Source organism: Arthrospiribacter ruber, assembly GCF_019343195.1.
Classification (GTDB): domain Bacteria; phylum Bacteroidota; class Bacteroidia; order Cytophagales; family Cyclobacteriaceae; genus Arthrospiribacter; species Arthrospiribacter ruber.
The window spans coordinates 346,576-370,512 of the sequence record NZ_RPHB01000003.1 but is presented as its reverse complement, the minus strand read 5'-3'; the positions used below and the strand labels follow the sequence as shown (position 1 = coordinate 370,512).

At 41.0% G+C, this 23,937-nt stretch carries 23 protein-coding genes and 1 tRNA gene; 10 read left to right on the top strand and 14 right to left on the bottom strand.

What is annotated here, in order from left to right:
• The first annotated feature begins 52 nt into the window (after positions 1-52).
• Complete coding sequence (locus EGN73_RS07470; RefSeq protein WP_219287922.1) at positions 53-283, top strand: hypothetical protein; 231 nt, start codon at positions 53-55, stop codon at positions 281-283.
• Here the strand turns inward: EGN73_RS07470 and EGN73_RS07465 are convergent.
• Entirely contained in the window at positions 280-654 is a 375-nt protein-coding gene (locus EGN73_RS07465) for a UDP-glucuronosyltransferase (RefSeq protein ID WP_219287921.1), read from the bottom strand. The two genes, EGN73_RS07470 and EGN73_RS07465, sit on opposite strands and share 4 nt — an antisense overlap.
• Before the next feature lie 196 nt (positions 655-850).
• Here EGN73_RS07465 and EGN73_RS07460 point away from each other — a divergent pair, with 196 nt between their 5' ends.
• The 5 genes from EGN73_RS07460 (at position 851) to EGN73_RS07440 (ending at position 6,809) form a co-directional block, all read left to right on the top strand.
• Positions 851-1,165 (top strand): hypothetical protein, encoded by a 315-nt coding sequence (locus EGN73_RS07460; RefSeq protein WP_246611501.1) that lies wholly within the window; start codon positions 851-853, stop codon positions 1,163-1,165.
• A gap of 61 nt (positions 1,166-1,226) precedes the next feature.
• Positions 1,227-3,491 (top strand): TonB-dependent receptor, encoded by a 2,265-nt coding sequence (locus EGN73_RS07455; RefSeq protein WP_219287919.1) that lies wholly within the window; start codon positions 1,227-1,229, stop codon positions 3,489-3,491.
• A 593-nt stretch (positions 3,492-4,084) separates the two neighbouring features.
• Positions 4,085-5,068, top strand: a complete 984-nt coding sequence (locus tag EGN73_RS07450; RefSeq protein WP_219287918.1) for a TRAP transporter substrate-binding protein — start codon at positions 4,085-4,087, stop codon at positions 5,066-5,068.
• Positions 5,065-5,538, top strand: a complete 474-nt coding sequence (locus EGN73_RS07445; RefSeq protein ID WP_219287917.1) for a TRAP transporter small permease — start codon at positions 5,065-5,067, stop codon at positions 5,536-5,538. Before EGN73_RS07450 ends, EGN73_RS07445 begins: the two co-directional genes overlap by 4 nt.
• Entirely contained in the window at positions 5,535-6,809 is a 1,275-nt protein-coding gene (locus EGN73_RS07440; RefSeq protein WP_219287916.1) for a TRAP transporter large permease, read from the top strand. Before EGN73_RS07445 ends, EGN73_RS07440 begins: the two co-directional genes overlap by 4 nt.
• 92 nt (positions 6,810-6,901) lie before the next feature.
• Here EGN73_RS07440 and EGN73_RS07435 read toward each other — a convergent pair whose 3' ends face one another.
• From EGN73_RS07435 to tpiA, 8 genes are all read right to left on the bottom strand, one after another.
• Complete coding sequence (locus EGN73_RS07435; protein WP_219287915.1) at positions 6,902-8,050, bottom strand: DUF4221 family protein; 1,149 nt, start codon at positions 8,048-8,050, stop codon at positions 6,902-6,904.
• A 368-nt stretch (positions 8,051-8,418) separates the two neighbouring features.
• Positions 8,419-9,171: a LytR/AlgR family response regulator transcription factor gene (locus EGN73_RS07430; RefSeq protein WP_219287914.1), complete on the bottom strand. Its 753-nt coding sequence runs from the start codon at positions 9,169-9,171 to the stop codon at positions 8,419-8,421.
• Positions 9,168-10,241, bottom strand: coding sequence for a sensor histidine kinase (locus EGN73_RS07425; RefSeq protein WP_219287913.1), 1,074 nt, complete (start codon positions 10,239-10,241; stop codon positions 9,168-9,170). Before EGN73_RS07425 ends, EGN73_RS07430 begins: the two co-directional genes overlap by 4 nt.
• A gap of 93 nt (positions 10,242-10,334) precedes the next feature.
• On the bottom strand, positions 10,335-10,988 hold the full coding sequence (locus tag EGN73_RS07420; RefSeq protein ID WP_219287912.1) for a hypothetical protein: 654 nt from the start codon (positions 10,986-10,988) through the stop codon (positions 10,335-10,337).
• A 12-nt stretch (positions 10,989-11,000) separates the two neighbouring features.
• Positions 11,001-13,166, bottom strand: coding sequence for a TonB-dependent receptor (locus tag EGN73_RS07415; protein ID WP_219287911.1), 2,166 nt, complete (start codon positions 13,164-13,166; stop codon positions 11,001-11,003).
• A gap of 107 nt (positions 13,167-13,273) precedes the next feature.
• Positions 13,274-13,456: a hypothetical protein gene (locus EGN73_RS07410; protein ID WP_219287910.1), complete on the bottom strand. Its 183-nt coding sequence runs from the start codon at positions 13,454-13,456 to the stop codon at positions 13,274-13,276.
• Positions 13,453-14,283, bottom strand: a complete 831-nt coding sequence (gene prmA / locus EGN73_RS07405) for a 50S ribosomal protein L11 methyltransferase (RefSeq protein WP_219287909.1) — start codon at positions 14,281-14,283, stop codon at positions 13,453-13,455. Before prmA ends, EGN73_RS07410 begins: the two co-directional genes overlap by 4 nt.
• Before the next feature lie 87 nt (positions 14,284-14,370).
• On the bottom strand, positions 14,371-15,132 hold the full coding sequence (gene tpiA / locus EGN73_RS07400; protein ID WP_219287908.1) for a triose-phosphate isomerase: 762 nt from the start codon (positions 15,130-15,132) through the stop codon (positions 14,371-14,373).
• Positions 15,133-15,206: 74 nt separating this feature from the next.
• On the opposite strand from tpiA, the gene EGN73_RS07395 reads away from it, so the two are divergent.
• The 3 genes from EGN73_RS07395 (at position 15,207) to EGN73_RS07385 (ending at position 17,001) form a co-directional block, all read left to right on the top strand.
• Positions 15,207-15,707 (top strand): regulatory protein RecX, encoded by a 501-nt coding sequence (locus EGN73_RS07395; protein ID WP_219287907.1) that lies wholly within the window; start codon positions 15,207-15,209, stop codon positions 15,705-15,707.
• 59 nt (positions 15,708-15,766) lie between these two features.
• Complete coding sequence (locus EGN73_RS07390) at positions 15,767-16,270, top strand: hypothetical protein (RefSeq protein ID WP_219287906.1); 504 nt, start codon at positions 15,767-15,769, stop codon at positions 16,268-16,270.
• Between the two features lie 128 nt (positions 16,271-16,398).
• Positions 16,399-17,001, top strand: a complete 603-nt coding sequence (locus tag EGN73_RS07385; protein ID WP_219287905.1) for a DUF2179 domain-containing protein — start codon at positions 16,399-16,401, stop codon at positions 16,999-17,001.
• Positions 17,002-17,053: 52 nt separating this feature from the next.
• Here the strand turns inward: EGN73_RS07385 and EGN73_RS07380 are convergent, their stop codons facing one another.
• The 5 genes from EGN73_RS07380 to EGN73_RS07360 all read right to left on the bottom strand — a co-directional run bounded on the left by EGN73_RS07380 (position 17,054) and on the right by EGN73_RS07360 (position 23,758).
• On the bottom strand, positions 17,054-18,979 hold the full coding sequence (locus EGN73_RS07380) for a CHU_0125 family OmpA-like outer membrane integrity protein (protein ID WP_219287904.1): 1,926 nt from the start codon (positions 18,977-18,979) through the stop codon (positions 17,054-17,056).
• A gap of 56 nt (positions 18,980-19,035) precedes the next feature.
• Entirely contained in the window at positions 19,036-19,551 is a 516-nt protein-coding gene (locus tag EGN73_RS07375; protein WP_343207096.1) for a hypothetical protein, read from the bottom strand.
• A 99-nt stretch (positions 19,552-19,650) separates the two neighbouring features.
• Positions 19,651-21,006: an ATP-binding protein gene (locus EGN73_RS07370; RefSeq protein WP_219287903.1), complete on the bottom strand. Its 1,356-nt coding sequence runs from the start codon at positions 21,004-21,006 to the stop codon at positions 19,651-19,653.
• A 394-nt stretch (positions 21,007-21,400) separates the two neighbouring features.
• Entirely contained in the window at positions 21,401-22,192 is a 792-nt protein-coding gene (locus EGN73_RS07365) for a (Fe-S)-binding protein (RefSeq protein WP_219287902.1), read from the bottom strand.
• Between the two features lie 231 nt (positions 22,193-22,423).
• The gene (locus EGN73_RS07360) at positions 22,424-23,758 is read right to left on the bottom strand and encodes a 4Fe-4S dicluster domain-containing protein (protein ID WP_219287901.1); all 1,335 of its coding nucleotides are present in this window, start codon (positions 23,756-23,758) and stop codon (positions 22,424-22,426) included.
• A 105-nt stretch (positions 23,759-23,863) separates the two neighbouring features.
• On the opposite strand from EGN73_RS07360, the gene EGN73_RS07355 reads away from it, so the two are divergent.
• A tRNA-Phe gene (locus tag EGN73_RS07355) sits at positions 23,864-23,936 on the top strand.
• Position 23,937 lies beyond the last annotated feature (1 nt).

The window sequence follows — 23,937 nt, the reverse complement described above, 5'->3', positions numbered from 1 at the left end:
TCAAATACAAAAGAATATGGACTTCTTTTGTAAAAAGATAAAAGCTAAGGTTATGACCAAACTGATACCATTTATTTTAGAAGGCGTGAAAGTAATCCAATTAGACCAATTGACCATTGATCAGGCCAATGATCTGAGGAGCTGGCTACCAAAGTCCAGCATCAAATCTGTGGAGTTTGAGGGAATGACACTCAATGATTGTGTGGATTTTGACACCTACGATTATTGGTTCAAGACCAATCATGTGATTTCAAGACATTACGAAACTATTTTGGATTTTTAACGCAGTCCGTAATATTTTCTTTTTTCAGAAAAATACCTTTCCAAGGCCGGGTAATAAGTACTTTCAGCTTCAGGTATACCTGAAAGCGTAAGAGCTAAGTTTCCTAACTCAGCCTCTGTATTGATGTCCATTGTTTCGATCATCAATATCAACTCCTGCAAACTCAGAGGCTTGTCCGAAACTTGAGGGCTTAAATGTATATCGTTGCCATAAAAGTCCACAGCTTCAAAATGAATTTTTCCGTCTATCACATTCGTGTAGATACTGATCTCTTCTCCCCATTGGCTTTCCGGATAGAATAATCTGACTAAAACAGTACTAGGGCCTGTCCCGTCGTAATAGCGCTCAGGTCTGAAATCATAATCAATCATATCGGAAATTTACACAAATAATGCGGAAACATTTTTTTAGCCCACACTAAATATTTATTTTGATTTACGATAAAAATAAAAAAGGCATGTCTAACTTAACTTTCTTTGCTATATTCGCATTGATTTGGTGTATTTACATTAAATGAACCTCTGGAGAAAAATATTGCCACTGATTAGTCATGTCAGCTTAGCCTTGATGCTAAGTATACTGGCCAATGGCGTATTGTTTTTTCACTCGCACGAATTGGAGAATGGTAAGATCATTACCCACGCCCACCCTGTGCTGGCTAGTATTGAAAGTGAAGATCCAACAGATCACGGGCACACTGAGATGGAGCTTATCATCTTGGACTTGATTGCCCACGGAGAGTATTTTGCCTATCATTTTGAGGTTGCCATACCAAATGCACCCGAAAGTCCAGGCGAGATTTATTCCTCATTTTTTACACATGAGTTTTTTCAACTTATTTCTCTGGGATTTGACCACCGGGGTCCACCCAGAATAGGTTAAACCCACTTCTCAGGCCCCTTTTGGGCTTTATTCCTTTTAAAAAAAATAAATTCATAATTCCATGAAAATGTTATTTGTGGCAATGTCTTTCCTGTTTACAATAGGATTGAATGCTGCGCAAGATATTGGTCTTACCGGCAAAGTGGTAGACAAAGATTCCAAAACCCCTCTTCCCGGAGTTTCTGTTTTTATTCCAGAACTCAACAGAGGTGTGGTAACGGACCTAGATGGCAATTTTAGCCTAGGTTCCCTACCTGACAAAAACATTACCATCCAGATTTCATTTATTGGCTATGCCACAGAAGTGAAAACTCTAAACCCTAATCGTGTAGGCAACTTGACTGTAGAATTGGAAGAACGTGTCACCAATATCGACGAGGTGGTAGTTTCCGGTGCTTATGTCATGAGTAAGGAAAGTTCACCAATAAGTATTGAGAAACTGAACAGGACTGACCTACTCAAAATGCCTGCTCCAAATCTGATGACAGCATTGACAAGAACTCCTGGAGTCAGTGAGATCTCGTTGGGACCGGGTATCAGTAAGCCCGTGATCAGGGGATTATCATTTAGCAGGGTCTTGTCTGTTTACCAAGGAGCTAGATTTGAAAACCAGCAATGGGGAGCAGATCATGGTCTTGGGATGACAGAGACCGGAATTGCCGACATAGAAATGATCAAAGGTCCTGCATCCATCATATATGGCTCAGGGGCCATGGCAGGTGTCGTCAATCTCATTGAAGAAAGAGATGCCTCTGCAGGGGATATTAATGGTGATGTAAACCTTAGAGGGTTCAGCAATTCTCTTGGAGGCAGAGCAGAAGTAGGAGCGAAAGGAGCTTCAGAAAACGGTTTTGTCTGGTCATTGAGGGCAGCAACCGAATCCCACGCCGATTACCTGGACGGTGATGGAAATACAGTGGGCAATACCCGCTTCAATACCCAGAATATCAAAGCAGGAGTTGGACTCAAAAAAGAATGGGGTGAGACGAGATTCCGCTACACTTACCTCCAACAAAATCTAGGTATCTTGGAAGAAGATGAAATGGATGAGCTGGTAACCACCAGAAATGACCGCTCCATGCAGCTGCCATTTCAGGATGTGAGAGACCATTTCTTCAACTCTGAGACCAACATTTACTTGGGTGAAGACAGGTTAAAAGCCACCTTTGGATACCACATTAATAGCAGAAAAGAAATTGAAGATGACTTCGATGAAGTTGATTTGGGACTAAATCAAAGCAATTTCATGTACGACCTGAAGTATTTCAAGTCTTTAACCGAGCATACTGAGCTGATTTTTGGAGTCCAGGGTTTTTATCTGACCAATACAAACATGGATGAAGCTGAGGAAATTCTTATCCCTGATGCGACTAAAGATGACCGTTCCGCTTATGCTTTGGTCAATTACAACAAAGACAAATGGGTACTTCAAGGGGGACTTAGATATGATTGGAGAAGAGTGGTCGCTGATGCCAACGCTCCCAATCTAATAGATTACGGTTTTATTCTTCCTGGTAATCCTGCTGACAGAAGACTGGAAAGGACTTTTGATGGGGTCACCACCAGTGCTGGTGCTACTTTCAGGCCCAGTACCAATTGGAGGTTCAGATTGAATATTGCCCAAGGCTTTAGGGCCCCGGATCTCGCCGAATTATTCTCAAACGGACCGCACCCAGGTACTAGCCGATTTGAAAGAGGTGATGCCAGCTTCGAAAGAGAGCAAAATTTACAGACTGATTTCGGTATCAGATATAGCAGAAATGGCTTTAGTATTTCAGGAGAAATTTTCTACAATCATATCAACAATTATATCTTTTTCTCTCCAACAGATGAAATGATGGGAGAACTTACCGTTTGGGAGTTTGAGCAAGCTGATGCCAGGTTATATGGTGGTGAACTGGAATTTCAATACCAGCCAACCGGTGCCAAGTGGATGAATTTCCATTCCGGATACAGCATGGTAATAGGTCAAAGACGCTCTGACTGGAGCTTCCTGCCTTATATTCCTGCTTTTAGATGGACCCAGGGTGTGGATTTCAGGTTGAAAAACTTCGGAGCGATACAAAGGCCATATATCAGTCTTTTGGGTACAGCTGTATTTGACCAAAACAGAGCAGCTCCATTAGAAGAAGCCACACCTGGATATTACCTATTGGGATTAAATGTAGGTGGAAATGTACAGGTAGGCAACAATACGCTGGATGTATATGTAAGCGGTACCAACTTGTTGAACCAAACATATTTGGACCACATGTCACTCTTTAGGCCATTTGGCATCAATCAAATCGGGAGGAATGTGGCTTTGAATGTGAGGATACCGTTTTAAAGAATCAAGGAGGATAGATATCTATCCTGTCTGCTGGCAGTCAGGCATCAGCTTTATACCTAGTAAATATCTTTGCGACATAATCCCAAGGAAATACAACCTTCAATACACTAAAAAGCCCTTTTGATCAATCAAAAGGGCTTTTTTTTCCAACATTTCCAAAGTAGATAGATTATTGATAGAAGGAGCCAAAGCAGTGTACTAAGTAGGGCTTGCTGAAAAAGTCTCAGGTATGCCAGATTCAAAGCGGGCGAATGAAGATGTATGCTTATACTTCGAGTGAGCCCAATGAAGAAGATGGTATGCCTGAGACTAGCCTTAAAATTTCGAATTTTGAAATTTTAAGGAGCACGGAAATCGAGCTATATTGTTGAATAAGCATGCACCTGCTTAAAAATGAAATACTTGACAAACGGGGTATTCATCAAAATTTAAAGCATTTATTTTCCAGTTGGCGCTTTTCAGCATGCCCTAAGTATTGGAAAAGTGTTTCTCTCCACCGTCGGTCAGACAATTTTACGATAAGCCATATTTTTGAAAGTAATTTTTATTTTTTTCGGTTAAATTGTTTTTTACAATAACCCAAAAACCAAATGCAGCCATTCTATAGGCTATTCATCTTTTTATTATCGGCTTATATTGTATGCTCCTGTAGCTCAGATGAAGAAAAGCCTGAATATACACTGCGCTTTGGGCACATCGTCAATGAAGACAATACTTGGCATAAAGCAGCCATTAAATTTAAAGAAGAAGTAGAGAAAAAATCCTTTGGCCGTATCGAGGTCAAAATATATCCCAACGAACAGCTTGGAAAGGAAATGGACATGATCACCGGTATCCTCAGCGGTTCGGTTGACCTGCTGATAACTGCCGAATCTTTGGAAAACTGGAGCTTACCATTGGCAATTTTTTGTGCCACCCCTTATGCCATCCGTGATTCAGAACATCTCAGAAAAGTAGCCGGTGGACCCATTGGGAAAGAAATAGAAAAGCATATTGAAGATGTGGCAGGGCTCAAACCCATAGCTTGGTTTGAAAGGGGAGCCAGAAACCTTACTACCAATGTTCCCATAACTCATCCGAACGACCTCAATAACCTGATCATCCGCGTACCAAATGTCTCTTTATTTGTCAGCACCTGGAGTGCATTGGGTGCCAAACCTACACCGATGGCATTCTCTGAAATCTTCACCGCTTTACAGCAATCAACCATTCATGGTCAGGAAAACCCTTTTTCCCATATCAGAAATGCCGGGCTCTATGAGGTTCAGAAATACGTAAACCTGACCGAACATGTAAAAGGCTGGGCTTATGTGGTCATGGGGAAAAAACAATTTGATAAACTGCCTAAAGAACTTCAAGAAGTTGTCCTGGAGGCAGCAGAAATGATGCAGGAATACGAGCATGGTCTTTTCCTAGAACAGGAAGAGTTGGATCGGGAATACCTTCAGGCCAAGGGAATGCAATTTGTCGAAGTGGACAAAGAGGCCTTCCAAAGTATTGCCAGTAAAGCAGTGGAGCGCAACTTCAATACCCAACAAAAGGAAATGTACAAAAGAATCCAAGCCATAAAATGAAATCAAAATTCAGCTTAGAGCAGGTATTGGGAATGGCTGTCGTAGGCACATTTGTACTAATGATGCTAAGTGTTTGTATCCAGGTTTTTTCCAGATATGCCTTACCATGGTCGCCATCGTGGACAGAAGAGCTGGCCAGATTTTGTTTTATCTACATGGTAAGCTTAGGGGCTGGGTTGGCCATCAGGGATAAAAGCTACGTGAGAGTTGGGGTGATTTTTGACAGGTTGGGGCCAAAATCCAGAATCCGATTGGAAATTTTGATACTCTCTTGCATTGGTCTTTTGATGAGCTTTATGATGTATTACAGTATCCCGCTTATCCACATTGTCACCCTTCAACAATCCGCGTCTATGAAACTTAATATGGGTCTGGTCTATCTTTCTATGTTGGCGATGAGTTCATTGACATTGTGGTATGTGATCAGGGAAATCTTTATCAATAGCAAAACCTTAAAGATTAACTCATGATACTATTGCTGTTTATAGTTTTCATTTTATTGCTATTGATTGGTATTCCAATTGCCTTTGCCTTGGGCTTATCTTCATTTGTTTACCTGATTTTTTCTGATTTGCCTTTGATTGTCATTCCTCAAAAAATGTATGCAGGTATAGATGTATTTGTCTTGCTGGCCATACCGGGATTTATCCTTGCCGGCAACCTGATGAATGCCAGTGGCATTACAGGCAGAATCATCAATTTCTGCAATGCAATCCTTGGGCATGTCAGGGGTGGTCTTGGGTTGGCCAATGTAGGAGCTTCCATGCTTTTTGGAGGAATATCCGGTACAGCCATTGCGGATACGGCCAGTATTGGTGCGGTTATGATCCCTGCTATGGAAAAAGAAGGGTACGACAAAGAGTTTTCCTGTGCAGTGACTGCCAGTTCCTCCACTTTGGGACCGATCATTCCTCCAAGTTTGCCCATGATCATAGCGGCTACTTTGACCGGGCTTTCAGTAGGAAAATTATTTGTAGCCGGAATCATTCCGGGGATTTTGCTTGGTGTTGGCCTAATGGGAATTACTTATGTAATTTCGGTCAAAAGAAACTACCCCAAAAAGAAAAGGGTGAGTACCATACAGATGGCAAAAAGCTTCTATCAGGCATTTTGGGCAATTATGATGACCGTGTTGATTCTGTTTGGAATTATTGGAGGTGTCTTCACTCCTACAGAAGCCTCTATTGCTGCAGTTGTATATGCTATGGTGATCGGACTGTTTGTCTACCGAGAACTGAAACTTTCAATGATCCCCCGCATTATCTTGGAGTCTGCCAAAACTACCGCTTCCCTAATGGTCTTGGTGGGATTTGCCAATCTTTTTGCCTGGATCATGACTGTGGAAGAAATCCCCCAAATGATTGCCAACGGCCTATTGGGAATCACCGAAAACAAATTCATGATCCTCTTTCTGATCAATCTGCTTTTACTCTTTGTTGGGGCCTTTATGGAAACCATTGCTGCGCTTTTGATATTATTTCCGGTGTTGTTGGGCGTGGCCATGCATGTGGGTGTGGATCCGATACAGTTTGCCATCATCATGGTAGTCAATTTAGTAATCGGACTGACTACTCCCCCAGTTGGGATCTGTCTCTTTGTGGCTTCCAGCATAGGAAAAATTTCTTTGGAAAAAATCAGTAGGGCAGGCTTGCCTTTTCTTTTGATAAGTTTACTCGTGTTGTTTTTAGTCACCTATGTGCCAGAGATATCACTTTACTTACCGGGTTTGTTTTATGACTGATTTACCATGAAAAATGAAAGTTTGAGTTACGATTTTCATGGTAAAATGAATTTAAGAAACAGCAAAGATAAGATTACTCTAGTCACAGGGCATCAGTAGTTTAACTCCATCCTTACAAACCCTAACTCATCATCCACATTCACGTAGTGCCAGATTTTACCGTCTTTAACAAAAGGAAACTGTGGTACAGATTCTAAGTCATCGAGCCGAGATTCACCCAATAGCTTAAAGTTCTCATCAAAAATGCTGATAAAAACCTTGGATATGGTTTTACTCTGAGCCGAACCTAACAGAGGCCCCTCTTTATCATCGGATGGGTTGGTTTCAAAGGAAAATCTATAAAACCTTTTGTTTTCTTCATCCCAGATTGGGGCTTCAAAATTGACTTCTGAATGTATTTCAGCCATCACTTCCATGAAGCGCTTATCGGAATCCAACTCGGAAGGGTAACCTCCTTTTTTGGCTTTTGCTGTCAGAGTCGGTTCATAGGAAATTTGATAAACACTGTCCTTTTCCATATCAATAATAAACAAATCACTAAAAGCAACACTGGAATAAATCAATCTATTACCTACTTTCCTGAGTGTCTTTGCAGCAGGCATAATCATAGTCCTATCACCGGATTTTAGCATGATCTGATAATCTGTCAATTCCTCAATTCCAGGGAGTTCAAACTTTTTCAAGGTTTGATTTTCAAAATCTGCTTTGGCAAAGGATTCATTTTCTATCATCCAGCCCCCCAGCATCCCGTACATCACCTTTCCTTCATTGGTTACTACTGTCCGCTGATTAAAGCCCTCTCTTTCTTCCAGGCCGTCCCCTTCCAGATCGTCCATTTTGTAAGTTCTCACCTTGTTCCCCTTAAGGTCAAACAAACCCATACTATTGAAACTTGATAAAACCACTTTATCGGGTTCCACATGTTTCAACCAAGATACAAAGCCACCAGCACCATTTGGACCTTCTTTCTCAAATTTGACTTTTTCGATAAGCTTTAAGTCCTCCAGGTCTATTATATCCAACATGGTTGCCTGATTGTCCCAAAGATAAAGCCTACTGTTATCTTCACTTAAGGAGCTCAACCAAAGGCCCGACCTTAGGTTGATTATTTCATCACCTGCATCCACAATCACAGTATCCATACTGAATGTTATGTTCGAAAAGTCAGCTTTTGTTTCGGTTTTATTTTCACCGCAGGAAAACAATAACAGTCCAAGTGCAATCAGAAGAAAATTTTTCATATCTATCGGGATTAAACCCCAATGTAATTACTAAAATTTTAATTTCAAAAATTAGAAACTAATATTATTGAACAAGCAAATAACAATAAAAATAGAGGTTTTGAAGGTCAGCATAACTTTATGGCGTAAGATTTAAGGTCAAATGGCACCTCTTACATTAAATTTTCAATTTTTTAATGTGAAAAATAAGCCGAATACTGAATCAGCTTATACATTCGGATCCGAAGCCACAAGACTTAGATCATAAGTTCACTTGACTCAAAAAGCAAACCCGAATTCTCATCCTTTCTCCTTTTTTCACCCTTCATCCTTCCTCCTTTTTTCATCCTTCCTCCTTCACCCTTCACCCTTTTTTCACCTTTTCTCACCTATCCATCCAACCACTCCTTCAAAGCCCCTACTTTCTCCCTACTGACCAGAATATCATTATCCGGGCAGTCTTTGAGCCGGATTTTCAGCCGGCTATTGGAATAGGTATGGATTTCAGCGATGGATTCAATTGCCGCAATGTATTTTCTATTGAGTCTGAAAAACTGCTTCGGATTCAGTATGCCCTCTAACTGATCCAAGGCATAATCCAGCACGTACTTCCTTCCGGATTGGTGTTGTAGAAAAGTCACCCGCTCTTCACTGAAGAAAAAGGAAACCTCCAAAGCCGGTATGGATTGTATCTTCTCCCCGAATTTGACCAAAAATCTGGTCTTAAATTCTTTAGTTTCCTGATGGAGCAGTGATTTGAGTAAGGACATGTCCAGTTGTGGAATGGTATTCATTTGCCTGAATTTTTCCGCGGCTGCCTTGAATTCTTTTGGATCAATAGGCTTGAGCAGGTAATCCAAAGAGTTGAGTTTAAAAGCACGAATGGCGTATTGATCATAAGCTGTGGTGAAAATAATGGGACTTTTCACCTCCACTTTTTCGAAAATCTCAAAACTCAAACCATCTGCCAGCTGAATGTCGCAGAAAATAAGATCGGGTGCAGGATTGTTCTTCAGCCAGGAAACTGCAACAGATACCGAATCCAAACCGCCATCCACTTCAGCTTCGGGCATTGTTTCTCCAATCAAGGTTTTCAACCGGCTAACCGCATGCCTTTCATCTTCAATTATCAATACTTTCATTGGCTTCGTTCGATTTTTAGAAGTGGCAGGGAGACTATGAATTCTTTTCCAGTTTCTTCGACCTCTGGAGTTTTACCACTCAGAAGCTTATACCGCTTTTGGATATTTTCAAGGCCTATTCCGGAAGAAGGAGATTCTTTGACGGATTTGGGCTGAAGGATATTTCTCACTTCCAGTTGATCTGCTTTTTTGCTGATGAAAATCTTCAAAGGTTGCTTCTTACTGGCCACATTGTGTTTGATGGCATTTTCCAAAAGAAGCTGAAGGGAAAGCGGAGGTATGTAAAAACCAGCTGCATCATCTATATCCATAAAATATTCCAGACTTTCCTCAAACCTGATTTTCTGAAGGCTCAGGTAATTTTCTGCAAAAACCAATTCATCCTGAAGGCTTGCAAGTTCCTCATTCTGCACCTCCAAGACATAACGGTAGATCCTCGATAATTGCTGAATAAAATCAGCTGACTTATCTGCACTTTCGTACACCAGGTTGCTCAAAACATTGAGTGAGTTGAACAGGAAATGGGGATTGAGCTGATCCTTGAGAGATTGGTATTGGCTGGCAAACTTCTCGGTCCTGAGCTTTTCCGCTTCTATGGCGGCATTTTTCCATTCAAAAAGCCAAGAGCGCACGGTAAAAAAACTCATAAACCCAAAACCAATCAACACAGGAGTCCAAGCAAAACTTATGATGCTCCTCCACGGTATATTGTCCAAGGTAAATTGTCCCTGAAAGTAGGCATAGCAAAATACCACGATAAAACTCATGATGAAGCAATAAAGCCCGTAAAAACCAATCGTCAGCAAAAGCCTGGTCACCGGAGTCTTGACCCAAGAAACTTTGTTGTCCAGCAGGTAATCTGTCAAATAGCCCCCATAACTTAAGGGTAATGCTACCCCAAAAGCAAAGAAAAAGTCCGGGATGATGGACTTGATCCCTTCCCATGAAAGGAAGCATCCCGGACAAAACATAAGCATCAGAAATGTCGCTATGCCAAGATTCAGCAATACAAATTTCCCAAGATTGGTAAATAGGGGTTCAGAAGTGTAATTGCCGCTTTTCTTTGACATGGGTATCGAATTAATCATAAATCATTGTCCCTTCTTAAAGCTAGAGATTTGGCCTGGATTTCCAAAGTGAGGAAGAAGGGAGTATTATTTTTTTCAGCTACAAGCACCCTTCATCTGAAGGGCCATATCTTTGCCCCACTTTGGAGCAAATGGATCATTATTTTCCTTGTTTTCTTCTTTCTCAAACATATCCAAAGCAGTCTCGACCAATCCACAGGCTTTTTCCGGTCCTTGGCCAAAAAACTGCGCCATACCCAGTTCCATTTGGGCAAGCATGACCACTGCCCTTGGATTCTTTCGGTTTAGATTGACAGCTTTGTTGAAAGTCTGCATGGCCTGGGCCGAAAGGTGCTGCCCCCTACTATTGGGGTCTGCAGCAAGCTCTCCCATGGTAATAAAACCTTGCAAGGCCACAATTTCCGAATTATCAGGAGAAATCGAGGCAGCTTTTTCGGCATGTTTTTTAGCCTTTTCAAAGAAGGTATCTTTTTCCTCTATGCCACCTTGTGACCTGAATCCTGCATTTGCAAGGGCTAACCCGGCATAATATTCAGGAAGCCATTCCTCGGGAGCCATAGTAGCTATTCTGGCAAATCCATTGGCTACTTTCTGTAAATCTTCAGGGCTTTGGGCACTACCCATAGCCTGAAGTTCCTTTTGCATGGCCTTTACATAAGCCTCATTGGATGCATGAGTAAAGAAAGAAATCAGCATCATGGCGATAATTGCTAAACTGTACTTTTTCATTTTTTTCGAAGTTTATAGGTTATTCAAATTATTTGCGGTTTTGTCTTTGGACAGGGTCAGGAAAATCCCCAGAAATAAAAATCTGGGAGCCTGAAGTCTGATGGGGTTTTCTTCAAACACCCCTTTCTCATTGGCTACATTTGCGTACTGGTATCCGAAAATATTGTCCCGGCCCAAAACATTGGAACAAGCCAAGTGGATGATCAGGTTAGGTTTGGGCAGGTAACTCCAACCCAAGCTCAGATCCTGAAAGCTTTTGGTTTTGGATTTCATCTGTCCCGGCAGGTTGGGATTATCATAGGTGTAGCCATCATTGATACTAAAAGAAACACCGAGCTGGGACTGTAAAGGCTGTATGAAATGCTTGATAACCACAGAACCGTTATGTCTAGGTGCAAATCCGGGCTGAACCATTTCGGTAAAATGGGCAAACTTCCTTTGGCTGTCCACAAAGCTGTAGGTTACCCAGAAGTCTGTGTTTTTAAAGCTCTTTTGATCTCTGTAAAAAATATCCCACCCTCGGGCATAACCCTCCCCGTTTTGCTGGATATTATCAAACCCAATGGGCATTGGAAATAGTTGGGCCACTTCATAAGTGAGGAGCTTCTTATAATCTTTGTAGAAAGCCTCTGCCCGGACAGTCCTACCGTTTTTGCTCAGAAAGTAATTCAAAATCAAATGATCTGCTCTGGTGTTGTGCAGACTTTGATCCAAAATCCGCAACTGCTCCACAGGCATTTGGCTGAATTGTCCAGCTGCCAAAGAAAGCTGACCATCATGATCAAACTTGAAAGCAATGGATACTCTCGGATCCAACCAGGTTTGCTTGGCAAGGCTGCTGTTACCTGCCCGTAATCCACCGCGCAAAATCAATTTATTGCTCACATAATAATCTGCTTCAGTGAAAAGGACTGAATGATGATCCTGATAATCCCTGCTTAATCCTTCAGACAGCAGTTGTTCTTCGTACGTGTAGAGATAAGACTCAAGGCCTGTTTTGATGGAAAACCTATCTGAAAACCCTTTTATCGCGACAGCCTTGCTGTGCAACACCTGATTTTGATTGCGGACTTGCAATGGATCCAGGTTGAATTGATCGACATTGTTGGAATATGAAACACCCCCATAATAGCTCCAATCATTTTTCCCTAATTGTTTGAAAGAAGCCTGGCCAAAAGTATAGTTATTTTTCACCCCTACCAGTTGTCCTCTATCTTCCGAACCAGGCACGGGTTGCCAGATTTTCATTCCATTGGATTCGGTATGTAGGTAGGCTTTCACCACTCCGCTTTTTCCCCATTTTTGTCTGGCAGAGATTTCAGCATCCCAGCCAAATGGAGCCCTTTCCCAATCAAAATTCTGCTTGATCAAAGACTGATATGGAGACAGGTCAAAATAATTGGCAGAAGCGGTTAGGCTGCTTTTTTCTCCGGCCAAAGTCTGTGTGTATCCTCCTCCTACAGACATCAAGCTGATATCGCCTTGATTCCGTACCGGAAAATCCACCGTATTCAGCACCAGGGCAGATGAGAGCGCCTGACCATATTCAGCAGAATAGCCTCCTGTACTGAAAAAAGAACCTTTGAACAAATTGGGATTGAACCTTGTGCGGGTGGGAACATTCGAGGCAGTTGTACCGAATGCATTCCCCACCTTAAGCCCATCAATAAAAATTGAGGTTTCCGATGCATCTCCACCCCGGACAAAAAGCCTCCCGTCATTACCCACATTGGATGTACCGGGCAAGGTCTGAAAAGCTCCTATGATATCTCCCATCGCTGCAGGCACAGTGACTATATCCACAGGTCTCAGAACCACTGCCTTTTTTTCATCAGAAGCTTCCATAGCTCCAGCAGATATGGTAACGGCTTTCATTTCATTAATGGCTTCCTTTAGGGTAGAATTGATTTCCAATACTTTCCCTTCAAGATCAATTTCAAACTCTTGGGACTTGAATCCCATGGACTGAAAAACCAGAATATGGGTTCCCCTTTCTTCTGTTTCCAGAAAATAGGTACCGTCGATCTCTGATGAAGTGCCTTCAAAAGTCCCTTTCAGATAGATATTGACTCCGGGAATGGTTTGCCCTCTTTGGTCTGTGACCAAGCCCTTGATGGTACTCTGGGCAAAAATGGGCTGTATCAAAAACAGTAAGCAGCAAGTAACAATGATTTTCATGGCTTTAACTTTGACCCAAATCTGGGAACAAAGAAATCCTCAAAAAATCAAAGCTTACTGAAGTGTAGGTTCAGGTGACCGAAATGTAAAAAATGGCTACCGAAAAATTATCTGTTTTTATATTTTCCCCAGAAAAACAGCGGAAAAATCAAGGCTTTCAATTTCCAGTCATTCTTTTCATGAAGGTTCAAAGAGGTGTCCTTGTGCACTGCGCTGTACATTTTGGAAGCCATTAGCGTATGGCCTATTAAGGCCAAAAATATCACTGCATAAATTATCAACTCTGTCATTTCTTTGTCAAGAGCAATGCTGCCCAATTGTCTTTGGTTTTTTGACTTTCTTTTACAAATGAAAACTCATTGGCCTTGGCTTCGATATCTGCGATATCGTGTTCGTAAAATCCGCTTAGAAAAAGTTTTCCACCTTTCTTGACCAAAGAAGCATATACTTCCATTTCATCCAAAAGTACATTTTTATTGATATTGGCCAGTACAATTTCAAATTCACCTTGAGGCTTTACTTCCCGGACAGTACCTTTTCCCATCCGTACATCCTGCATGCCGTTGAGATCAAAGTTCTCATTGCCATTTTCAACACACCATTCGTCTATATCAAACGCTTCAACATGTGCAGCTCCTAACTTATGTGCCATAATGGCAAGTATTCCTGTACCCGCCCCGATATCCAACACCCGGCAAGCTCTATGGTCTACTTCCAACTGATGTGAAATCATCAGGTAAGTGGTGGCATGATGCCCGGTACCGAAAGACATTTTGGGATTGATAAGAATTTCGTATTCAAATTCAGGTTTGGCTTCATGAAAGGAGGCCCTCACATACACTTTCTCCCCTACCATGATGGGATCATAATGTTTTTCCCATTCCTCATTCCAATTAACCTTGTCCATCAACCCTTCCTCTACTACAATTGATGCAGCTACTTGGTATTTGTCTATGACTTCCTGATAGGAATCCCTTTCAAATTGGCTTTCTTCAATATAAGCATCTACACCCTGGTCTGTTTCCAAAAAAGAATCGAAGCCAATTTCCGCTAATTCGGCAATTAAAATTTCACGAAATGGTTCCTTACAGCTGATCTTAAATTCTAGGTATTGCATGATTGCGTTGGGTAAAAAAACACCCGAAGCCTGGGTTTCGACTTTTAAGTCGCCAGCCGCTCCGGGTGAAAATATATCGGGAATTATTTAAAATGATTTAACGATTTCCACAAAGTCCCTGGACTTCAAAGAAGCTCCTCCTATCAATCCTCCATCTACATCAGGTTTGCTAAACAAATCCTTGGCATTGTCCGGTTTGGCCGAACCTCCGTAAAGAATCGAAAGGTTGTCTGCGATATCTGCTCCAAACTTGGAGGCGATGTGGGATCTAAGTGCTGCATGCATTTCCTGAGCCTGATCAGAGCTGGCCGTTTTTCCTGTACCAATAGCCCAAATCGGTTCATAAGCGAGAACTATTTTGGACATTTCTTCCGCTGAGAAGCCAAAAAGACTTTCGGTTAATTGATCCTTGACATAATCTTCGTGAGTTCCTGCTTCGCGGATCTCCAAAGGCTCCCCGCAGCAGAAAATCGGTGTAAGACCGTTTGCCAGGGCCTGCTTGGTCTTTTCTGTGAGCAACTGATTGGACTCTGCGAAATATTCCCTTCTTTCGCTGTGCCCTATGATGACAAACTTGGCACCGAAAGAGGCCAACATCTCAGCAGAGGTTTCGCCAGTGTAGGCTCCGGATGCTTTATCAGAACAGTTTTGGGATCCCAAAAATAAGTTAGGCGTATCTCCTATCATTTTTTTTACTGAATACAGGTGAACAAAAGGAGGGTTCAGAACTACTGTCACGTCTTTCACATTTTCATCCTTCAGCATATTGACAATTTCTGAAGTAAGCTTTTGCCCTTCTTCGAAATTGAGGTTCATCTTCCAGTTGCCAGCTACTATTTTCTTGCGCATGATTGTTTAATGGTTTGTTGATTTGATTTGAAAAAAATAACTCATAAAGTTACTTTGGGCTAAAATTACACAAAATGTCCTACTCCCGAAAAGATAATCCCTACGAAGCACCCAAAAAGTATTGGTCCGAAGCGGAAGCAAAAGTAAAAATCGCTGCTTATTGCGCATATCAGGAGAGGTGTCAGATGGAAGTAAGGAATAAACTACACGAAAGAGGAATATACGGCGAAAAGGCTGAGGACTTGATTGCGGATATGATTTCTGAAGGATTTTTAAATGAAGAGAGGTTTGCCCAAGCTTTCGTAAGGGGAAAATACAGACTGAAAAAGTGGGGTAGAAACAGAATTGTCCAAGAATTGAAATTTAAACAGATCAGTGCCAATTGCATCAAGTCAGGACTCAAAGAAATCAACCCCGAAGAATATTGGGAAATTTTATTAAGAGAAACAGAGAAAAAACTGAGAATGGTGAAGGAGAGTGATGAATTCAGGAAAAAGCACAAAACTTTCCAATATTTAATGTCCAAAGGTTTTGAACAGGACCTTATACAATCTGCTCTTGAAGAATTAATTTGATAGCAAAAACTTTAATTTTCGGCACCAAAAGGCTAATTTGCGAAAGATTTGATCCTCAGATGATTCAGAAATTATTCCCATTAGACAAAAATTACATTCTTAGGCAGGCACAATCAGTGCTTGAAGATCAGCTTACAGCTGTGATGGTATTTGAATTGAAAAAATCCTACACTCAGCTATACAACCCCCTGATGCTGATGGATGAGACTTTTGTGAAAATTCTGGATACCCATGAGTACCCTGATGACCGACTGAAGATGATCTACCGCCAACTTTGCGGAATCTACAGGTTCCGCAATGGAGACAATCAGCTCGAGCTGCTTTTTGATGGGAGGACACATATAGAAAAATTCAAGGAGGACTGGGCAGACCAACTGACTTCATGGTGCCGTGAACTGGGCAGACATGAGCAATATGTAAAAACCATGTTGAGAATGACCCTGCTTTTTGATACTGAATCCAGGGCAGAATGGTCTGAAAATAATTGCAAGGCTTTTATCAATCAGTATTTTGATCTCAAAATTGTCAAAAGAAAAGGAGAGCTGAAATTGAAAACAGCCTGATTTCTGTTTCTACAGAAAATTCATTCATAATCATCAGAAATGCGGAACTTTAACGGAATCAGAAGCTAATTTGGTTTTTTTAGGGAATGGTATTTATACCCATTACCTTTGTAAAAAAATTAAGTGCTATGCAGGATTATTTTCTGAATTTTGGGATTTCCCCAGAGGTATTCAATTATGTCATCATGCCCTTGCTGATCTTTATGGCCAGGGTAACGGACGTATCTATAAATACACTTAGGATCATGTTTGTGCTCAATGGCAAAAAAAACGTGGCTCCTATCCTTGGCTTTTTTGAAGCCATGATCTGGCTCCTCGCCATTGGTCAGATTTTTCAAAATATCAACAACCCGATGTCCTACATTGCCTATGCAGGTGGATTTGCAATGGGTACCTATGTGGGCATGACCATTGAAGAAAAGCTTGCACTTGGAAGAGTATTGGTAAGGGTAATTACGCCTACCCCGATGCCGGAGCTTATAGAATATATGAAAGAGAAAAACTTCCGATTTACCAATGTCGGTGCAGAAGGCAGGTACGGAAAAGTCAATTTGCTTTTTACCGTCATGAAAAGGGAAGATCTAAAGGAATATGTGAGTAAAGTCAAAAAATTAAATGACAAGGCCTTCTATACCATCGAAAGTGTAAAACGGGTAAGTGAAGATGATTTCAATGTCATGGAAGACCGGCCAAGATTTACTACCAAGGTATGGAGCCGTATCAGGAAATAAAAAAATTCCCCTTACAATAACCAATCGTAAGGGGGATTTTTTTGAGCTGTGATTAATCCATTACTTCAATCACTTTAAACTCAGTTCTTCTATTGACCTGATGTTCCTCTTCAGTCTGTGCGTTTTCTATAATCAACTGCCTTCTGCCGTATCCTTTTGGAACCAACCTGTCCCGATCAATTCCTTGAGAAGCGATATATTCAACCGCAGATTCAGCCCTTCTTTGTGACAATGCATCATTATAGGAGTCTGATGCTCTGGCATCAGTATGAGAGCTTAGCTCAATCCTGATTTTAGGATTGTCCTTAAGTATCTGTACCAATTTGTCGAGCTCTTCTGCTGCATCTGGACGTATATCCGCTTTGTCCAGATCATAATAAATGTTCTCAAGTACGATCGAACGCTCCAAAATCAATGGTTCAAGCACTATTGTGGTGTCCAGAACAATGTTGGTAACTTCCTGAATAAGGTCTTCAGGATTTGGTGTTTTGCCAACTGTACTGTAGGAAACTGTTTTGGAGAAATATCCACTCTTGGAAGCGATCATAGAAAATTCCTGGTTTGGAGTCAAGGTAAATCTCAACCTTCCGCTCTGACTGGAAAAATCACCACCGATGTTTTTGTTGCTTTGGTCATAGAGCACCACCCTTGTCTGTGGCAATACCTCTTCTGAGCCATCATCCTTCTTCTCCTTTGTCACTACATTAAGCAGCACATTGACGATTTTGGGTTTTGGAGTTTTATCTTCAAAGTAATAAATATCATCATCGCCGGCCCCACCTTCTCTATTAGAAGACAGAAAACCTTCTTTAGGATAGTTGGTAAAAAATATACCAAAATCATCTGCTACAGTATTGATATTTGGACCAAGATTTTTGACTTCCCAGCCATTTTCGGTCTGTTCTGCTACAAAAATGTCAAGCTTCCCATAGCCAGGATGCCCATCTGAAGCAAAAAACAGCTTTCCATCCGGAGCCACATAAGGGAACATTTCATTTCCGGGAGTATTGATTTGCGCCCCAAGATTGACTGCATTCCCAAAGTCTCCATTAGCAAGCTTGGTAGCTTTGTAAAGGTCCAGCCCCCCTCTTCCTCCATCTCTATTGGAAGTGAAATAGAGTTCATTTCCATCCGGACTGAATGCAGGCGTTGAATTAAACCAAAATTCATCCTCATTGACAGGCATCCATACGGGTTGGGTGAAGCCACCCCCCCTAAAGTAACTGGCAAACAAATGGACTTCGGGAAGATCCTTATTTGACCTTGAGTTACCTCTGGCATAAATAATGGTATTCCCATCCGGGCTGATCGCAATTGCTCCCTGATTCAAGCCGTCCTCATTGCGGAATTCGGGCATCTCCTGCACATTTTGAACATCCACTTTAACACCTTCGGCACGGGCACGATAAATTTTGGTGTATGGCATTCCTGTAGCTGGATATATCCCCGACGCAGTCCTGGTACTCGTAAAATATACAAAACCTTCACTGAATACTGGAGCATAATCAGAACCAGAAGTATTCAAAAGCTCATAATTCTGCACTTCCATATAAGGATAGTAATCTTCAATTTCTTCAACTCGCTGAATCGAAGCCAGCTCCATATCGACCTGCCTTTGAAAATTATCATTCAATGTGAGTTCTTTTGCTTTAGCAAAAGCTTCTTCTGCATCTTCATATTTCCCTTGACTTTTAAGGCTTTGTCCATACCTGAAATAAGACTCAAAAGTCTCCTCTTCTTCTACCAGTTTCTTATAATATTCGCTGGACTTTTCTATCCTGTTCGAAAGCCTGTAGCTTTCTGCTACATAAAAATTGGCCTCTTTGTTGTCAGGGTCATCTTCAAGGATCTGGGTAAATGAATTGATGGCCAATTGGTAATCACCAGCCAAAAATTGATTTTGACCTTTCTGAAACAAGCTGGTGCAAGCTCCGAAAAGCAGGATAATCATTCCCAAAAACAAAGCTGATCGCATCATTCTAAATCTCCCGGTAGTTTTTTCTTAACGATTTAAATATAGAATAATTATTATAATTAATTCCTAAAGTATTTGTTTAACCAAGTATCTTTTGCGCTCATAAGCCAATTGTCCTTAAGATCTTTCTTCTCCCTTACCATTGGATTGAGCACAAGGGTGTCTTGGTTCAGTATTCCATTTTGGACACTCTCTTTTACTTTAAAGACGGAATTTACTATCAAACTGTCCCCTTCTTCAAGAAAACCTACTTTTCCCTGATCCAAAAGGTTGACACCGAGTTTTTGCTCTATTTCTCTTAATGTCCTTACCGAACTGTCAATAGAGCAACCACTTGCTCCAAGCTGACTTTCATCTACAGAAAGGATGATAACCTGATCGAATTTAATGGTAAATGAGGTGGGCATCATGGCACCATGGGTATTCCAGTTTACACAAAACTGCCTTAAACGATCCTCAATCCAGGCTTTTTCGGTAGCAGTAAATTTTCTTTCAGACTGGTATACCCATATTCTTGCTTGGGCAGGCATTTGATCAAATTCCAAGTACATATTTGCTGATAATTTATCCTTCAAAATAAGGACTTTTAGCCCAATTTAGTTCTTTCCCTTAACGGAGAAATAAACAGCATGGGTATAATTCTTGAAGCTAATAATTCATTTAATGGCCAGAAATCAAAACTTCCCTTCAATAAACCACTGTATATATGAATTCAATTTGGTACCGAGGAAATAAGGCAAGTTCAAAAGTCTGTATGGTTTCCCGTCAGGCGTAACAGCATTTTCAACACTCAATGTTCCTCCGTAAACCCTTACCCCGAATGAATGATTAGAAGCATCGATAAATTGATGCAATGATCTTAAAGAGCCTGTTGGACCGGATTTGATTTCGATTGGTATCAACATGTCCTGATAGCTAAAGACTAAATCTACTTCTGCACTCGATTGCCTTTTCTCTCTTACCCAAAAATTGGGTTTGTGCTCAGTCTTGACCTGAACAGAAAGTAGCTCTTGGGTCACCAAATGTGGAATCAATGCTCCTTTGTAAGCATTGCTCAAATCATCCATTTTCAAAAGCTGCCCTTGAATCCCCAAGGAGTAATTTACCAATCCAGAATCTAGGAACTGTAATCTTGGAGATTTTTTCAAATCCGCCTGAATAGGTGGCTCTAGTACAGTAGTGGGGTATACCAGCCTGATTACCTTGGCATCATCCAATATTCTAAAGCACTCACCTACTTCTCTGGATCTATAATTAGAATTCCCAAATCCCTGAAACTTCACCCTCTTGTCCAACTCCAAAGGAGCGGAATTCATGATGTGCTTGATAATCTTTCTTTCTGTTTCGTTGGCAGTATATTTTTCAATATCATTTTTATAAGTACCCCAAATACTTTCGTAAACTGTCGTCAGGTCAGACAAATTATTCTTGTCCAAATCTCTCTTTATGACCTCAGGCATTCCTCCTACTATAGCATAGCGATGAAATAAATCCATCAGAATTTTATGAGCCACTGGCTTGATGGGCATTAAATTAAACTGCTCTAAAGCCATTTTATGATTCAAAGCTTCCAAATATTCCTCAAAATTCATTGGATGCAAATACAGAAACTGAACCCTTCCAACTGGAAAACTGGACACTTTCTTCATGGCAAACTCTAGCAAAGAGCCAGCTGCGATAACATGAAGTTGTGGTAATTCTTCATAAAAGTAGCGCAAAAGCTTGATCGCCTTGGGCGACTCTTGAATTTCATCCAAAAACAAAAGTGTATCCTGAAGGTCATCTATCCTCAGGTTATGTGTCAAAAATACCGCCTCCACAATGCTTTGAACATCATCAAAATCATCAAAAAATGACTTGTCTGCTCTTTTCTCCAAATTCAAAGAGATAGCATACTTATACAATTTTGAAAAATCCTTGATTAATGTAGTCTTCCCTACTTGCCGAGCTCCTCTGACAATCAATGGCTTTCGCTCCACAGAATTCTTCCATTCCTCTAAATAATTGAAAACCTGTCTTTTAAATGCCATATCCAAACTATCTTGTAACAAAGTAAAGGCATTTTTTTTATTTTATTGTAACAAAGTAAGGGTAATTAATTTATTTTTTGTAACAAAGTAAAGGCAAATTTGAGCAAATCTTGTAACAATGTCAGGGCAATTGGGGTTTTTGAATCCTATTTTTTTTAACAAATGCTCATTAAAAAACCTGCAAGGTTTTGGAAACCTGGCAGGTCTTATACATTTAAAAATAATACGCTCCTTTTAATCTAATTTACCAATTAAAACTGCCGTAAAGGATCATCGTTTACATCCTCAGCCAATTTCAACAAGTATCGAAATATCCATAAATATCATTCCCTCCTATATCGATAATGAACTAAATGACAGAGTTCATCGGAAAGCTTTAACAATACCAATCCACTTATATCCCCATATCCTTAGCAATCATCTCGGCTAAGTCATAGACTTTGACATCATGCTCCCGGTCTTTGTTTTTGACCCCATCAGTCATCATGGTCAAACAAAACGGGCATCCTACGGCTATCGCAGAAGCACCTGTAGAAAGCGCCTCTTCGGTTCTTTCAATATTGACATCTTTTTTTCCCGGTTCAGGCTCTTTGAACATCTGAGCTCCTCCTGCACCACAACATAGCCCTTTGGTCCGGCAGCGCTTCATTTCCACCAATTCTACATCCAGTGCCTTGATCACCTCCCTAGGCGCCTCATAGACATTATTATGTCTTCCTAAATAACAGCTGTCATGGAAGGTGATCTTCTTCCCTTTAAATTCTCCGCCACCTTGAAGGGCCACTTTCCCCTCATTGATCAGTTGCTGCAAAAATTCAGAGTGGTGGATTACCTCATAATTGCCTCCGAGGGCAGGATATTCGTTTTTGATGGTATTGAAGCAATGCGGACAGGCGGTGACGACTTTCTTGATGTTATAGCCATTCATCACCTGTATATTTGCAACAGCTTGCATCTGAAAAAGAAACTCATTGCCAGCTCTTCTAGCAGGATCACCTGTGCAAGCCTCCTCTGGCCCAAGTACTGCGAAACTCACACCTACTTTATTCAATATTTTTACAAAAGCCTGAGTTACGGCTTTGTATCGATCATCAAAAGAACCGGCACAACCTACCCAAAAAAGTATTTCTGGGCTTTCGCCGGAAGCGGCCATCTCGGCCATGGTTGGAACTTTATATGTTGACATTGTTTGGATTTTAGATTGTAGATTGTAGATTTTAGATTTTAGATTTAAGATTGTAGATTTTTAGGAGCTCTTCCATTTTGAATCATACGTCTTTTCTCTTGCTTCTTGTTTCTTGTTTCTTATCTCTTGCTTCTTGTTTCTTATCTCTTGATTCTTGCTTCTTATCTCTTGCTTCTTGTTTCTTATCTCTTGATTCTTGCTTCTTATCTCTTGATTCTTGCTTCTTATCTCTTATTTCGTTTCTTCGTTTTTCAGCTGATCCGCCCAGTTGAACCTATCGGTTGGGGCAAATTTCCAAGGGGAAAAGCTTGTTTCCATATTTTGGAACATGGCATTCCATTGGGCCGGTGAACTTGACTCTTCCATGGCAGTGTATCTTCTCATTTGTAGAATGATATCTAGAGGGTCAATGTTGATGGGACAAGCCTCCACACAGGCATTGCAGGAAGTACAGGCATTGATTTCTTCTTTGCTGGTGTAATCTCCCAAAAGAGATTTGCCGTCTTCGAAGCCAGCACCACCGGCGTCAATTGATTTACTGACTTCTTCCGCCCTATCTCTTACGTCCATCATAATTTTACGTGGAGAAAGTTTTTTGCCTGTAATATTAGCGGGGCATTCCGCAGTGCACCTGCCACACTCAGTACAGCTGAATGCATTCATGATATTGACCCAAGAAAGGTCATTGACATCCTTGGCACCAAACCTGCCTATTTCTGCTGGAGGTTCACTGCTGCCTTCTGTCTGTATGCCCAGCATCATATTCACTTCATTGGTGACTTCAGGCATATTTTTCATTTCCCCTTTAGGCTTGAGGTTGGAATACCAAGTGTTGGGGAATGCCAGGAAAATATGAAGGTGCTTGGAATATGTAATGTAAACTGAAAAAGCAAGTATGCCTATGATGTGGAACCACCAGGAAAAACGCTCCAAAAAGATAAGTGTGCTGTCAGACATTCCCTGAAACAATGGCTGAATCAGGCTACTAAAGAACAGGCCATCCAACACTATGTATTTTTCCACTCCTCTTTCTGCCAAAATCTGATCCGTAGCATTCATGGTCAAAATGGCAAACATCAATACAATTTCGATGATAAGGATCAGGTTTGCGTCCAATGCCGGCCAACCGTTCAGTTCTTTCATGGCAAGCCTATTGACCCTCATGATGTTTCTCCTGATCAGAAACGCAAAGCAGGAAACCAGTACAGCAATGGCCAAAAACTCGAAAATATTCATTGCTATGGTATAAACAGCACCGAGAAAAGGCGCAAAAATCCTGTGCTGCCCCGATAGTCCATCGATGACAAACTCCAAAACTTCTAGATTAATAACGATAAAGGCTACATAAATCAATAAATGCAGAAAAGCAGGACCAAGGCGCTTGAACATCTTCTTCTGTCCAAATGCCACCAGCAACATGGTCTTCCATCTTTCATCTTTTTGATCATTTCTGGCTTCTTGCTTTCCAAGAAAAATACTTCTTCTCAGAAAACTGACCCTTTTGTAAATAAAAAAGCCAGCCACTGCAAAAACGAGAAGAAAAAGCAATTGAGGTAATATGCTCATATTGTTAGATTTAGAGTTTTACGTATGGGTTTATAAGATTTTTTTTACTCAAATGATTTGCATCAAAGATACAAATATCTACCTTTGCATCACTTTAACGGTAACGGTGATGTAGCTCAGTTGGTAGAGCATCGGACTGAAAATCCGTGAGTCGGTGGTTCGAGTCCACTCATCACCAC

Excerpts from the sequence above, each read along its gene's own strand:
- EGN73_RS07470 (WP_219287922.1), top strand. The coding sequence starts at position 53 with ATGACCAAACTGATACCATTTATTTTAGAAGGCGTGAAAGTAATCCAA.
- EGN73_RS07465 (WP_219287921.1), bottom strand. The coding sequence starts at position 654 with ATGATTGATTATGATTTCAGACCTGAGCGCTATTACGACGGGACAGGC.
- EGN73_RS07460 (WP_246611501.1), top strand. The coding sequence starts at position 851 with ATGCTAAGTATACTGGCCAATGGCGTATTGTTTTTTCACTCGCACGAA.
- EGN73_RS07455 (WP_219287919.1), top strand. The coding sequence starts at position 1,227 with ATGAAAATGTTATTTGTGGCAATGTCTTTCCTGTTTACAATAGGATTG.
- EGN73_RS07450 (WP_219287918.1), top strand. The coding sequence starts at position 4,085 with ATGCAGCCATTCTATAGGCTATTCATCTTTTTATTATCGGCTTATATT.
- EGN73_RS07445 (WP_219287917.1), top strand. The coding sequence starts at position 5,065 with ATGAAATCAAAATTCAGCTTAGAGCAGGTATTGGGAATGGCTGTCGTA.
- EGN73_RS07440 (WP_219287916.1), top strand. The coding sequence starts at position 5,535 with ATGATACTATTGCTGTTTATAGTTTTCATTTTATTGCTATTGATTGGT.
- EGN73_RS07435 (WP_219287915.1), bottom strand. The coding sequence starts at position 8,050 with ATGAAAAATTTTCTTCTGATTGCACTTGGACTGTTATTGTTTTCCTGC.
- EGN73_RS07430 (WP_219287914.1), bottom strand. The coding sequence starts at position 9,171 with ATGAAAGTATTGATAATTGAAGATGAAAGGCATGCGGTTAGCCGGTTG.
- EGN73_RS07425 (WP_219287913.1), bottom strand. The coding sequence starts at position 10,241 with ATGTCAAAGAAAAGCGGCAATTACACTTCTGAACCCCTATTTACCAAT.
- EGN73_RS07420 (WP_219287912.1), bottom strand. The coding sequence starts at position 10,988 with ATGAAAAAGTACAGTTTAGCAATTATCGCCATGATGCTGATTTCTTTC.
- EGN73_RS07415 (WP_219287911.1), bottom strand. The coding sequence starts at position 13,166 with ATGAAAATCATTGTTACTTGCTGCTTACTGTTTTTGATACAGCCCATT.
- EGN73_RS07410 (WP_219287910.1), bottom strand. The coding sequence starts at position 13,456 with ATGACAGAGTTGATAATTTATGCAGTGATATTTTTGGCCTTAATAGGC.
- prmA (WP_219287909.1), bottom strand. The coding sequence starts at position 14,283 with ATGCAATACCTAGAATTTAAGATCAGCTGTAAGGAACCATTTCGTGAA.
- tpiA (WP_219287908.1), bottom strand. The coding sequence starts at position 15,132 with ATGCGCAAGAAAATAGTAGCTGGCAACTGGAAGATGAACCTCAATTTC.
- EGN73_RS07395 (WP_219287907.1), top strand. The coding sequence starts at position 15,207 with ATGTCCTACTCCCGAAAAGATAATCCCTACGAAGCACCCAAAAAGTAT.
- EGN73_RS07390 (WP_219287906.1), top strand. The coding sequence starts at position 15,767 with ATGATTCAGAAATTATTCCCATTAGACAAAAATTACATTCTTAGGCAG.
- EGN73_RS07385 (WP_219287905.1), top strand. The coding sequence starts at position 16,399 with ATGCAGGATTATTTTCTGAATTTTGGGATTTCCCCAGAGGTATTCAAT.
- EGN73_RS07380 (WP_219287904.1), bottom strand. The coding sequence starts at position 18,979 with ATGATGCGATCAGCTTTGTTTTTGGGAATGATTATCCTGCTTTTCGGA.
- EGN73_RS07370 (WP_219287903.1), bottom strand. The coding sequence starts at position 21,006 with ATGGCATTTAAAAGACAGGTTTTCAATTATTTAGAGGAATGGAAGAAT.
- EGN73_RS07365 (WP_219287902.1), bottom strand. The coding sequence starts at position 22,192 with ATGTCAACATATAAAGTTCCAACCATGGCCGAGATGGCCGCTTCCGGC.
- EGN73_RS07360 (WP_219287901.1), bottom strand. The coding sequence starts at position 23,758 with ATGAGCATATTACCTCAATTGCTTTTTCTTCTCGTTTTTGCAGTGGCT.